We start from the raw sequence: 12,589 nt of genomic DNA, 5'->3' as shown, positions 1-12,589 counted from the left end.
GCGACGCGTGCCGCGCCCGGCCCTGCGGGGTCGTCCCGTGGCGCGCCCGGTCGAGCGGCCCCGGCGCGGCGGGGTGTGCGGTAGCTTGCCAGGGCGGCCGGCGTCGAGTCGGCCCACCGGAGGGAGGGGCGATGAGCGAGGTGACCGTACGCTTCGTCGGCGGACCGGCCCACGACCTGGTCCGCGCGCTGCCGGCCGACCCGGTGGGTGAGCCGCCCGTCCGCTGGGTGCTGCGCCACCCGGACACCCCGTCGGCCCCCGGTGGGGGCGTCCCGGACCACCTCTACCAGCGGGACCGGCCGTCCGGGGACGGGGGCTGGACGATGTCTTTCGTGCACACCTACCCGGCCGGGGTGGGCCAGTAGCGGCACGCGGTGACTGACGGCCCCGTGCGGTGCGATGCGTCCGGCCCGGACGCCCGGATCGCTGCACCCGGTGCCGTCCGGCCCGGTACGGTCGAACGGGGCCGCCGCCACGCGCACAGCGGGCGCACAGGATGCGCATAGGTCAGGGCCAGTAACCGGTCCCACGATGGGGGCATGGTGACCGACGGGCAGACCGCACCGAACCGGATCGAGCTCCGCCGCCCCGACGGTGAGCCCGTCCGGGTGCTGGTGGTCGACGACGAACCCACCCTGACCGACCTGCTCTCGATGGCGCTGCGCTACGAGGGCTGGCAGGTGCGCAGCGCGGGCAACGGCATGGCGGCGCTGAACGCCGCCCGGCAGTTCCAGCCCGACGCGGTGGTGCTCGACGTGATGCTCCCCGACCTGGACGGATTCCAGGTGCTGCGCCGGCTGCGCGAGCAGACCCCGACCGTGCCGGTGCTCTTCCTGACCGCCCGCGACGCGGTCGAGGAGCGGATCGCCGGGCTCACCGTGGGCGGCGACGACTACGTCACCAAGCCGTTCAGCCTGGAGGAGGTCATCGCCCGGCTGCGCGCGCTGCTGCGTCGTACCGGCTTCGCGGTGACCGCGCGGGAGGAGGCCGTGCTCACCGTCGGCGACCTCACCCTCGACGAGGACAGCCACGAGGTACGCCGGGGCGACGACCTGATCACCCTGACCGCCACCGAGTTCGAACTGCTGCGTTACCTGATGCGCAACCCGCGCCGGGTGCTCAGCAAGGCGCAGATCCTCGACCGGGTGTGGAACTACGACTTCGGCGGGCAGGCCAACGTGGTCGAGCTGTACATCTCGTACCTGCGCAAGAAGATCGACGTGGGACGCCCGCCGATGATCCACACACTGCGCGGCGCCGGCTATGTCCTCAAGCCCGCGCCGTGACCCGGCCGGCCGGCTACGGCGCTGGCTGGCCGGCTGGTCACTGCGCCGCCGGCTGGTGCTCACCGTGGTCGCGCTGCTGGCGCTGGTCAGCGTCGGCATCGGCGGGCTGACCACGATCGCGCTGCGGCATTTCCTGATCAGCCAGGTCGACGACCAGCTCGCCATGGGCGACCGCCGGCACGACAGCGGGCTGCCCTGGGAACGGTCCCCGGACCAGCAGTGGCCCCTCGACCAGACGACGGGCCGGCAGGCGCAGCCCGAGCCGCCGCCCACCTTCCAGATCGGCTCGATCGGGGTGCGGATCACCCCGCAGGGGGAGACCGCGGCGCGGATCCGGACCAGCTTCTCCGGCCCGACCGAATCGCTCACCGCCGCCGAGGTCGCCCCGCTGACCAGCCTGCCCACCGACCGCACGCCGCGCACGGTCGACCTCGGCGACCGGGGCGACTACCGGGCGGCGGCCCGCCAGCTCTCCGACGGCGACATCCTGGTCTTCGCCATCCCGTTGAACGTGGTGCAGGAGACGGTGTGGTGGATGGTCGTCGCCCAGGCGGGCGTCGCCGCCGCCGGCCTGCTCGTCGCCGGCAGCCTGGGCGCGTTGATCGTCCGGGCCACGCTGCGTCCGCTGAACCGGGTGGCGGCCACCGCCGGGCGGGTCGCCGAACTGCCGCTGGACCGGGGTGAGGTGGCGCTGTCGGTACGGGTGCCCGCCGCCGACACCGATCCGCGTACCGAGGTCGGGCAGGTGGGCGCGGCGCTCAACCGGATGCTGGGCCACGTCGCCGCCGCGCTCGCCGCCCGGCAGGCCAGCGAGACCCGGGTACGCCAGTTCGTCGCCGACGCCTCACACGAGCTGCGGACCCCGCTGGCCGCGATCCGGGGCTACGCCGAGGTGGCCCGCCGGGGCCGGGACCGGGTGCCGTCGGACGTGGCCCACGCGTTGCGTCGGGTCGAGTCGGCCAGCACCCGGATGACCAGCCTCGTCGACGACCTGCTGCTGCTGGCCCGGCTGGACTCCGGTCGGCCGCTCGCCACCGGGCCGGTCGACCTGACCGCGTTGGTGGTGGACGCCGTCAGCGACGCCCACGTCGCCGGCCCCGAACACCGGTGGCAGCTCGACCTGCCCGACGAGGCGTTGGAGGTGCCGGGCGACAGCGTTCGGCTGCACCAGGTGGTGGCGAACCTGCTGGCCAACGCGCGGGTGCACACCCCGCCCGGCACCACCGTGACCACCCGGATCACCCGGATACCCGGCGCGGTGGAGATCAGCGTCGCCGACGACGGCCCGGGAGTGCCGCCGGAGCTGCGCGACGAGGTCTTCGAACGGTTCGCCCGGGGCGACAGCTCACGGTCCCGGCAACACGGCAGCACCGGCCTCGGACTGGCCATCGTCGCCGCCGTGGTGGAGGCCCACCACGGCACGGTGGAGCTGGAGAGCGAACCCGGACGAACCATCTTCACGGTCCGCCTGCCGGATTCCACAGCTGACGCATAGCCAGGACATGGGCCCGGTTTAACCGAATCGTCCAGGCTGGTCACATGGACAGAACCGAGAGCCTGCTGACCGCGCCGGGGCACCCACCGGACGCCGCGACCGTACCGCCGGCCCCGTCGGCCGCCGCCCAGGCCGGGGCGGCATCCACCCCGCTCCGTGCTGATCCGCGCTGGGTCAGACCCGCGCTGGCGGTGCTGCTGCTCGGCACCGCCCTGCTCTACCTGTGGGGCCTGGGCGCCTCCGGCTGGGCGAACTCGTTCTACTCGGCGGCGGTGCAGGCCGGCTCGGAGAGCTGGAAGGCGTTCTTCTACGGCTCCTCCGACGCGGCCAACTCGATCACCGTCGACAAGACGCCGGCCTCGCTGTGGCTGATGGCCCTGTCGGTACGGATCTTCGGGTTGAGCAGCTGGGCCATCCTGGTGCCGCAGGCGCTGCTCGGTGTCGCCTCGGTCGGCGTCCTGTTCGCGACCGTCCGCCGGTGGTACGGCCCGGCCGCCGGCCTGATCGCCGGGACGGTCCTGGCGCTCACCCCGGTCGCCACCCTGATGTTCCGGTTCAACAACCCGGACGCGCTGCTGGTCCTGCTGCTGGTGCTCGGCGCGTACGCGACGGTGCGGGCGGTGGAGACGGCCAGCACCCGGTGGATCGTGCTGGTCGGCGTGCTGGTCGGATTCGGCTTCCTCACCAAGATGCTCCAGGCGTTCCTGGTGATCCCGGTCTTCGCCGGGGTGTACCTGCTGGCCGCCCCGACCGGTTTCTGGCGGCGGATCCGTCAGCTGCTGCTGTCCGGTCTGGGGCTGATCGTCGCCGCCGGCTGGTGGGTGGCGACGGTGGAGCTGGTTCCCGCCAGTGCCCGCCCCTACATCGGCGGCTCGCAGAACAACAGCATCCTGGAGCTGACCCTCGGCTACAACGGCCTCGGCCGGATCACCGGTGACGAGGAGGGCAGCGTCGGCGGCGGCCGGATGGGCGGCGGCGGTGGCCCGTTCTCCGGGCAGACCGGCTGGCTGCGGATGTTCGACACCGAGGTCGGCGGCCAGATCTCCTGGCTGCTGCCGGCCGCGCTGATCCTGTTCGTCGCCGGCCTGGTGCTGGCCGGGCGGGCAGCCCGCACCGACCGCCGTCGCGCCGGGCTGCTGCTGTGGGGCGGGTGGCTGCTGGTCACCGGGCTGATCTTCAGCTTCATGTCCGGCATCTTCCACGCGTACTACACGGTGGCCCTGGCCCCGGCGGTCGGCGCGTTGGTCGGCATCGGCACGGTCCTGCTCTGGCAGGCACGACGCGCCCCGGTCCCGGCCCCGGCCGTCCCGACTCCCACCGCTGTCGACGCTTCCGTCGCCGGCACGACGCCCCCGACGCCGACGTCGGATGTGCCCACCTCCACCGACGGAGCGTCGGGTGCGCCCGGCGGCGAGTCGGGTGCGGCGGTTCCCGGCGCTCAGGGGACCGTGCGGCGGTGGAGGTCGGTTGCCCGGTGGCGCGGGCTGGCCGCCACGGTCACCCTGGCGGTCACCCTCGCGGTCACCGCGTGGTGGTCCTGGCAGCTGCTCGGCCGTAGCGCCGACTGGTACCCGTGGCTGCGTACGGCGGTGCTCGTCGTCGGGCTCGTCGCGGCGGTGCTGATCATCCTGATCGACCAGCTGCCCCGGCTGTCCCGACGGCTGGCGCCGGTGGTGCTGGCGCTCGGCGCGTCGGCCGCGCTGGCCGGCCCGACGGCGTACGCGGTGCAGACCGCCGCCACCCCGCACACCGGTTCCATCCCGAGCGCCGGCCCGAACGTGATGGGCGGCTTCGGCCCGGGGCGCGGTGCCCGGCTGCCCCGCGGCATGGAGCTTCCCGGCGGCGGCCAGTTCCCCGGCCTCCCCGGCGGCAGTGCCAACGGCGGCACGGGCCAGTTCCCCGGCTTCCCTGGTGGCACCGGTCAGAACGGTGGCACCGGCCAGGACGGCGGGCGCACCGGGGATGGCCGGGGGCAGGACCGCGGCGGTATGGGCGGCCTGCTCGACTCCCGGGAGCCGAGCGCCGAGATGCAGGCGCTGCTGACGGCCGACGCCGACGACTACACCTGGGTCGCGGCGACCGTCGGCTCGAACAACGCCTCCGGCCACCAGCTCGCCACGGGCCGTTCGGTGATGCCGATCGGTGGCTTCAACGGCAGCGACCCGTCGCCCACGCTGGCCCAGTTCCAGGCGTACGTGGCCGAGGGAAAGATCCACTACTTCATCGGTGGGGGCGGCTTCCGGGCCAACGGGGGCAGCTCCGCCTCCCAGGAGATCGCCTCCTGGGTCGCCGAGACCTTCCAGGCAAAGACCGTGGACGGGGTCACCGTCTACGACCTGAGCAGTGGGGAGCAGGGCTGAGCCATGACCTACACCAGTAGCCCCCGACCGGCCGTCGAGACCCGGGTCGGCACACCGACCGCCGTACTGGACGTGGTGGTGCCGGTCTACAACGAGGAGGCCGACCTCGGCCCCTGCGTACGCCGGTTGCACGACCACCTCAGCGCGCACTTCCCGTACCCGTTCCGGATCACCGTGGCGGACAACGCCAGCGTCGACGGCACCCTGGCGGTGGCCGAGGCGCTCGCCGTCGAACTGCCGCACGTCGAGGTACGGCACCTGGACGCCAAGGGCCGGGGGCGGGCGCTACGGGCTGCCTGGTCGGCCTCGGACGCTCCGGTGCTGGCGTACATGGACGTGGACCTGTCCACCGACCTGGCCGCGTTGCTGCCGCTGGTGGCGCCGCTCATCTCCGGCCACTCGGACCTGGCCATCGGCACCCGGTTGGCCCGTACCTCCCGGGTGGTGCGGGGCACCAAGCGGGAGGTGATCTCCCGGGCCTACAACCTGTTGCTGCGAGGCACCCTCGCGGCCCGGTTCTCCGACGCGCAGTGCGGCTTCAAGGCGATCCGTGCCGACGTGGCCCGGGAACTGCTGCCGTTGGTGCAGGACACCGGCTGGTTCTTCGACACCGAACTGCTGGTGCTCGCCCAGCGCGCCGGACTGCGTATCCACGAGGTGCCGGTGGACTGGGTCGACGACCCGGACAGCCGGGTGGACATCGTGGCCACCGCGGTGGCCGACCTACGGGGCATCGGCCGGTTGGGCCGGGCGTTGGTCACCGGGGCGTTGCCGCTGGCCACGGTGCGTGAACAGTGGGGTCGGGCACCGCTGGCCGCCCCACCGGCGCGGGTGCCGGTCGGGCTGCCCGGCCAACTGGCCCGGTTCGCCCTGGTCGGGGTGGCCAGTACGGTGGCGTACCTGGTGCTGTTCGTGGCGACCAGGGGAGTGCTCGGCGCGCAACCGGCGAACCTGCTGGCGCTGCTGGTGACCGCGGTGGGCAACACCGCGGCGAACCGGCGGCTCACCTTCGGCATCACCGGTCGCCGGGCCGTCGGCCGGCACCACCTCCAGGGGCTGCTCGCCTTCGCCCTCGGCCTGGCGTTGACCAGCGGGTCGCTCGCCGCCCTGCACGCGGCCGGCACGCCGTCCCGGCCGGTCGAACTGGCGGTGCTGGTGGCGGCCAACCTGGCCGCGACGGCGCTGCGCTTCCTGCTGCTCCGGTTCGCGATGCACCACCGCCGGAGCTGACCCGGCGCGTGAGGCAGCACCGTAGGCAGCCCTCTGGGGCCGGGCTGGCTCAGGTCGGATAGCCCCTGGGTCCGGGCCGGGTGCTGCGCGTCGGAGCTGGGGCACCCTGCCCCGCCGACCGGTCGCTGGTCGCCGGCTGCTGGTCGGCGGTCGGTCGCCCGGCAGCGGTCGGTCGGCGGTGGGCAGGCAGGGTGCAGGTTCGGGTTCCGGTCGCCTGCGGTGTCTCGTCGCGGTCACCGGCCGGGGGCGTGGCAGGCTGGGGTCGTGTACCGGGAACGACCCGCCGAGGTGATCGTCGGCGCGGTGCTCTGGGCCAGCGAGAGTCGGCCGGGCGCCCCGCCGACGCGGGTGCTGCCCGACGGCTGCCTGGACCTGATCTGGTCCAGCCGTTCGGGCCTGCTGGTGGCCGGGCCGGACCGCACGGCGCAGCTGAGCAGGTCGACGCCGGGGGAACGCTGGCGCGGGGTTCGGCTGCCACCCGGTATGGGCCCGGCCGTCTTCGGCGTCCCCGCCGACGAGCTACGCGACCGCCGAGTCCCGCTCGACGCGCTCTGGGGACGGTCGGCCAACAGGCTCGCCGAACGACTCGGCGCGTCGCCCACCGCCACCGACCTGGCCGCCGTGGCCGCCGACCGGCTCGCCGGCGTGGGCGGCGCCGACCCGCTCGGCCGCCGGGTGGCCGGTCTGCTCGCCGCCGGGGCTACGGTCTCCGCGACCGCCGCCGAGGTCGGCCTCGGCCCGCGCGCCCTGCACCGGCGCAGCCAGGCCCTTTTCGGGTACGGTCCGAAGACCCTGGCCCGCATCCTGCGGCTGCGCCGCGCCCTCGCCCTGGCCCGTTCCGGCGTCGGACTGGCCGAGGTGGCCGCCCGCGCCGGCTACGCCGACCAGGCCCACCTCACCCGGGACGTACGTGAGCTGGCCGGTGTTCCGCCGACCGCCCTGCTCACCCACTGAACCGTGCCGGCCCTCGCCCGGAGGCGCATCGGTTCGTTCTTCCGCCTTGGCGCAATGCGACCGGTGCGAGTGCGGCGACCGGTGCTACCAGTGTGACGCTGGGAAGGCGTCGGGCGGGACAAGGGCGTGGGTGGGACGGTCCCGCACCAGGGCTGTCAAACGGCGGCGCGGTGGGGTGGCGCGGATCGCTGTCGGGATGTGGCTGTCTGGGGCGCGGTTGGGCGGCGGATCGCTGTCCGGGCGCGGTCGACTGGCCGGGAAACGCTGGTCGGATTGTTCGCCTGCTGCCACTGCCAGGCGGCGGCCGTGCCGAGGAGCCGGACACCGGTCCGCCCGTCCGCATCCTTTGGAGCTGATGACGTCAACGATTCACCATCCGATCTCGGCCGGGGGAGACCAGGTCTCCCCCGGGGAAGGCAGGGGAGCCGGAGCAAGGGGACCGGGGTGCGGACGGGGAGGTCGGAGGGCGGAAATCGGAGGGTGGGGGCCGGGCTCGGGAGGGCGGACATTGGGTCGGTCGGGCTCGGGAGGGCGGACATTGGGGTCGGGGTCGAGGGTCCGGCCCGGGAGGGCGGAGGCCGAGGGTCGGGGGCACGGAGGGCGGAGATCGGGGGCGGACATCGGGGGCGGGGGCCGGGGGCGGGGGTCGGGAGGGCGAGATGGGGAGTCGGGGAGTCGGGGAGTCGGAGGGCGAGACGGGGAGTCGGGAGAGGGGAGGCGGAGGGCAGAGAGGTCGAGAGGTTGAGAGGTCGTCGGAAAGCCTGCGGCGGCAGGTGGCTGGTGTCGTGCGGAAGGGCCCGAGGGTTGAATCGTTAACGTCATCAGATCTAAAGGATCCGTCTTCACCACAGGGCCCGTCCGCGGGCGGTCACTGGTCAGGCGTGGTCGAGCGGGGCGAACAGGTCGACGCCGTTGCCGTCCGGATCGTGCAGGACGGCGTACCGCTGGCCCCAGAAGGCGTCCCAGGGGGGTAGCTCGCCGTGGTGGCCCGCGTCGGTCAGCGCGGTCCAGTACCGGTCCACCTCGGCGGGGTCGGCGCACCGGAACGCCAGGCTGGCGCGGGGGCTGCCGCTGGGCGGCGTCCAACCGGGGTGGAAGCTGCGCACCGTCGTCACGGTGTCCCAGGCCAGCCGCAGGCCGCCCGGCAGAGTGACCTCCACGTGGTTCTCGTGGTCGGCGTCGGCCGGGATGTCCAACCCGAGGCGGCGATAGAAGTCCAGGCTGCGGCCCATGTCGTTGACGACGGTGCCGATGAGATCGAAGCGAGGCATCAGCCCAGGCTAGGCGGTGCCCCACGTCGAGGTCTTGAACGGAACGGACAGGCCCGGAGGGTTCCATGTGCCCTCGCGGTCGCGCCGGACGACGTACGGTGTCAAGGGAGCAAAGCGGCTTTCAGGTGTAAAAGCCCCATCGTGGGCGTGCCTGGTGGCGGTCCATGACGGCGAGGGAAGGGAGCGGCCGGTGATGCACCTGGCCTACCTGGACGCGGGATCCGGCAGCCTGATCGTGCAGGCGGTGGTCGGCGGCACAGCGGGCGCGGCGGTCGCTGCCAAGCTGTACTGGCGGCGGCTGGCCTCGCGGTTCCGCCGGCAGGCCACCGATCCCACCGGCACCGCCCCGCCGGACCCACCGACCGCCGAGTCGACCGGGACCGTGCCGTCGGTGGGGGCCGGGCCGTCGATCGAGACCGGGCTGTCGGCGGGGACCGTGCCGTCGGCGGGGGCCACGTCGGCCGGGCAGCCACCGCCGCAGTCCGCCGACGCCTGACGGTCGGTGCACCGATGACCACCTCCGAGCTCGGTGTCCGGGCGGAGCCCGGCTCGTTCCGTGACCCCACCAACCGGGTCTTCCACCTCGGCGAACAGGTGCTGCGCGGGCTGGGCCCCCAGGCCACCGCCGACTGGCGGGCCCTCGCGGCCAGCGAGTTCTTCGCCGCGCTGCTCGCCGAGGGCAAGGTCTGCGGCACCACGCCGGTCGACCCGGCGACGCTGCCGGACACCGGGTGGACGACGGTGCTGCGGCACGAGCGCATCCCGTTCGTCTCGCACCCGTACGAGTGGTCGTTCGGCATGCTGCGGGACGCCGCCCTGCTGCACCTGGAGATCCTGCGCCGGGCCCTGAAGGCGGGGTTCACCACCAAGGACGGGTCGGCGTACAACCTCCAGTGGCGGGGTGCGACGCCGGTCTTCATCGACGTCGGATCGTTCGCGCCGCTGGCCGAGGGGGAGCCGTGGGCCGGCTACCGGCAGTTCTGCCAGACGTTGCTCTATCCGCTGCTGCTCCAGGCCCACCTCGGCGTGGACTTCCAGCCCTGGCTGCGGGCCCGGGTCGACGGCATCGAACCGGACCAGATGCGCCCGCTGTTCCGGGGCGTCCGACGGTTGCTGCCCGGCGTACCGACGCACGTGCACCTGCACGGCGCGATGCAGGCCAGGCATGCCGAGGCCAGCAGCAGCGCCGTCACCGCCCAGCTGCGCGACGCGGGCTACTCCCGCCGGTTGGCGCTGGCCACCGTCGCACGGTTGGAGAGGCTGGTCCGCCGGCTGGACCGTCGGGTCGACGGCGGCCACTGGGTCGACTACCAGCGCACCTGTGGCTACACCGCGCCGGACCGGGCCGCCAAGGAGGACTTCGTCGAGGCGGCGGTGGCGGCGGGCGGCACCGCCCAGCTCGCGCTCGACCTCGGCGCCAACGACGGCCGGTACGCCCGCATCGCCGCCCGGCACGCCGCCCAGGTGGTCGCCGTCGAGCAGGACCCGGCCGTGGTCGACGCCCTCTACCGGGCGCTGCGGGCCGAGGGCGACCGGCGCATCCTGCCGTTGGTGATGGACCTCGCCGACCCGTCGCCCGGTGGTGGCTGGCGGGGCGTCGAACGGGCCGGGTTCGCCGCCCGGACCCACGCCGACGCGGTGCTCGCCCTCGCCGTGGTGCACCACCTGGCGATCGGCCGTAACGTGCCGCTGTCCGAGGTGGTCGACCAGTTGGTCGGGTACGCCCGGCCCGGCGGTCGGCTGGTGGTGGAGTTCGTCGACCCGCAGGACCCGATGGCGCTCCGGCTGCTGGCGAACAAGCCGGCCGGGCTCTTCCCCGACTACCGGCGCGACGAGTTCGAACGGCTCCTGACCGCCCGCTGCCGGGTCGAGCGCCAGCAGGACCTGCCGTCGGGGACCCGCACGCTCTACCAGGCGGTGGTGGGTGGCTGAACCGACCCTCACCAGAGCGCCGAGCGGCCAACCCGCACCCGTCCCGCCGCCCGCCGAGGGTGGGGGGCGCGTCCCGTCCACCCGGCGGGTCGAGCTGCGCCGGGCCCTGGAGGTGGTCGCCCTGGTCGGCCTGGTGGTCACCCAGCCACTGCTCGACGTGCTCGGGCGCAGCCCCGACTTCTTCCTGTTCCACCGGGCCACCAGCCGGGACGTCCTGGCCCTGGTGGCGTTGATAGCGCTGGTGCCCAGTACCGCCGTGGTGCTGCTCGGGGTGCTGACCCGGCTGGCCGGCGGGCGGGTCCGGGCCGGTGTCCACACCGCCGTCGTCGGGCTGCTGCTGGCCGCGCTGGCCGTGCAGGTGGGTCGGCAGGTGACGCCGCTGCGGGGCGTACCGCTGGTGGTGGTGGCGGTGGTGGTCGGCGCGGCCGGGGCGGCGGCGCACCGGCGGTGGCGGGCGTTCGGCCGGGTGCTGCGGGTGGCCGCCCTCGGACCCGTCGTCTTCGTCGGGTTGTTCCTGTTCGCCTCGCCGGCCTCGGCGGTGGTGCTGCCCCGGGCGCACGAGGGGGCCGCCGGGGTGGCCGGTCCGGGGTCGCACCCGCCGGTCGTCATGATCGTCCTGGACGAGCTGCCGTTGGTCTCGCTGCTCGGCCCGGACGGGCGGATCGACGCGACCCGCTACCCGAACTTCGCCGAGCTGGCCGGCGGCTCGACCTGGTACCGCAACGCCACCGGGGTGAGCGGTTGGACGCCGTACGCGCTGCCGGCCATGCTGACCGGTCGCTACCCGGCCGAGGCGTCCGCGCCGCACTACTCCCAGTACCCCGACAACCTCTTCACCGCCCTCGGCGGCCTGTACGACATCCGCGCGCAGGAGAGCATCACCCGGCTCTGCCCGCCCAGCCGCTGTGATCAACCGGTCGCCCCCGAACAGGGGCTCGACGTGCTGGTGCGGGAGAGCGGCACGTTGCTGGGCCGGATCGCCGCCCCGGTGGACAGCCGGGTCGACCCGGAGGAGTCGTACCGGGAACAGACCGCCGCCGAGGTGGGCCTGGACGCCGCCGAACCGGTCCCGGCCGACCCGACGTTCCGCTGGGACAGCCTGGACGACAACCAGCCCGCCCGGTTCACCAGCTTCCTGGCCGACCTGCGCCCGGCCGACCGGCCCACCCTGCACTTCCTGCACCTGCTGATGCCACACGCCCCCTGGGCCTACCTGCCGTCCGGGGCGCGCTACGACGCGCCGGCGGACCTGCCCAACGACGGCGCCGGCTGGGTCGACCTGGCTCGGGCCCGGCACCTGGCCCAGCTCCAGTACACCGACCGGCTGGTCGGCGAGACGTTGCGGACGCTGCGCGCCAGCGGCCTGTACGACAGGTCGCTGATCCTGCTCACCGCCGACCACGGGGTGAGTTTCACCCGGGACTGGCAGGGCCGGGGACTGGGCGCGATCGACCACGCGGCCGGCGAGGTCGCCTGGGTGCCGATGTTCGTCAAGGAGCCCGGTCAGCGCACCGGCCGGGTCGACGACCGCAACTGGGAGCACGTCGACCTGTTGCCCACCATCGCCGAGGAGGTGCACGTCCGGATCCCATGGCAACTCGACGGCCGGTCGGCGAAGCAGTCGCCGCGGGAGCGTACCGAGAAGTACTTCTACGACCGGCCCGGTGAACGGGTCACCTTCCCCGGCGGGGTGCCGGCCCGGCCCGCGCCGGCGGCCCCGCACCCGCTGGTCGGCACGACGGTGGGGGAGAAGCCGTCCGGCGGCACCGCCACCGTGGCGGACCTGGCCGCGTTCGACCACGTCGATCCGGCGGCCGGGGAGCTACCGGCGCTGGTCTGGGGGACCGTGCCCCGGCAGGTGCCCGACGGTACGCTGCTCGCGGTCGCCGTCAACGGCCGGATCGGCGCGGTCGTCCCGGTGGTGCCGAAGGACCAGGGGGGCCGCCGTTTTGCCGCCTTCCTCCCCGACGACCACCTGTTCCGGGCCGGCTCGAACCGGTTGGACGTCTACCGGGTGGGTACCGACGGCGCGCTGCGCCGGTTGACCCTCTCCTGAGCTTT

The 12,589-nt window shown here is 74.1% G+C and carries 10 protein-coding genes; 9 read left to right on the top strand and 1 reads right to left on the bottom strand.

The window, feature by feature from the left end:
• The first annotated feature begins 131 nt into the window (after window positions 1-131).
• The 6 genes from ACIG87_RS02500 (at window position 132) to ACIG87_RS02475 (ending at window position 7,325) form a co-directional block, all read left to right on the top strand.
• The gene (locus tag ACIG87_RS02500) at window positions 132-365 is read left to right on the top strand and encodes a hypothetical protein (protein WP_396847409.1); all 234 of its coding nucleotides are present in this window, start codon (window positions 132-134) and stop codon (window positions 363-365) included.
• A 174-nt stretch (window positions 366-539) separates the two neighbouring features.
• The gene (locus ACIG87_RS02495; protein WP_396847407.1) at window positions 540-1,286 is read left to right on the top strand and encodes a response regulator transcription factor; all 747 of its coding nucleotides are present in this window, start codon (window positions 540-542) and stop codon (window positions 1,284-1,286) included.
• Window positions 1,264-2,781: an ATP-binding protein gene (locus ACIG87_RS02490; protein WP_396847405.1), complete on the top strand. Its 1,518-nt coding sequence runs from the start codon at window positions 1,264-1,266 to the stop codon at window positions 2,779-2,781. The genes ACIG87_RS02495 and ACIG87_RS02490 overlap by 23 nt, the downstream gene beginning before the upstream one ends.
• A gap of 44 nt (window positions 2,782-2,825) precedes the next feature.
• A complete protein-coding gene (locus ACIG87_RS02485; protein WP_396847403.1) occupies window positions 2,826-5,141 on the top strand; it encodes an ArnT family glycosyltransferase in 2,316 nt (771 codons plus the stop codon).
• A 3-nt stretch (window positions 5,142-5,144) separates the two neighbouring features.
• Window positions 5,145-6,371: a glycosyltransferase gene (locus ACIG87_RS02480; RefSeq protein WP_396847402.1), complete on the top strand. Its 1,227-nt coding sequence runs from the start codon at window positions 5,145-5,147 to the stop codon at window positions 6,369-6,371.
• Window positions 6,372-6,635: 264 nt separating this feature from the next.
• Complete coding sequence (locus ACIG87_RS02475) at window positions 6,636-7,325, top strand: helix-turn-helix domain-containing protein (RefSeq protein WP_396847401.1); 690 nt, start codon at window positions 6,636-6,638, stop codon at window positions 7,323-7,325.
• Window positions 7,326-8,200: 875 nt separating this feature from the next.
• On the opposite strand, the gene ACIG87_RS02470 is transcribed toward ACIG87_RS02475, so the two are convergent.
• Complete coding sequence (locus ACIG87_RS02470; protein ID WP_396847399.1) at window positions 8,201-8,596, bottom strand: VOC family protein; 396 nt, start codon at window positions 8,594-8,596, stop codon at window positions 8,201-8,203.
• Between the two features lie 190 nt (window positions 8,597-8,786).
• Here ACIG87_RS02470 and ACIG87_RS02465 point away from each other — a divergent pair, with 190 nt between their 5' ends.
• The 3 genes from ACIG87_RS02465 to ACIG87_RS02455 are packed head-to-tail and all read left to right on the top strand — an operon-like array spanning window position 8,787 to window position 12,584.
• Entirely contained in the window at window positions 8,787-9,092 is a 306-nt protein-coding gene (locus tag ACIG87_RS02465; protein ID WP_396847613.1) for a hypothetical protein, read from the top strand.
• A 14-nt stretch (window positions 9,093-9,106) separates the two neighbouring features.
• Entirely contained in the window at window positions 9,107-10,528 is a 1,422-nt protein-coding gene (locus ACIG87_RS02460; RefSeq protein WP_396847397.1) for a class I SAM-dependent methyltransferase, read from the top strand.
• Window positions 10,521-12,584, top strand: a complete 2,064-nt coding sequence (locus ACIG87_RS02455) for a sulfatase-like hydrolase/transferase (RefSeq protein ID WP_396847395.1) — start codon at window positions 10,521-10,523, stop codon at window positions 12,582-12,584. Before ACIG87_RS02460 ends, ACIG87_RS02455 begins: the two co-directional genes overlap by 8 nt.
• Window positions 12,585-12,589: the final 5 nt, after the last annotated feature.

The organism is Micromonospora sp. NPDC051925 (genome assembly GCF_044548625.1).
Classification (GTDB): Bacteria; Actinomycetota; Actinomycetes; order Mycobacteriales; family Micromonosporaceae; genus Micromonospora.
This window is presented reverse-complemented; position numbering and strand designations above follow the sequence as displayed.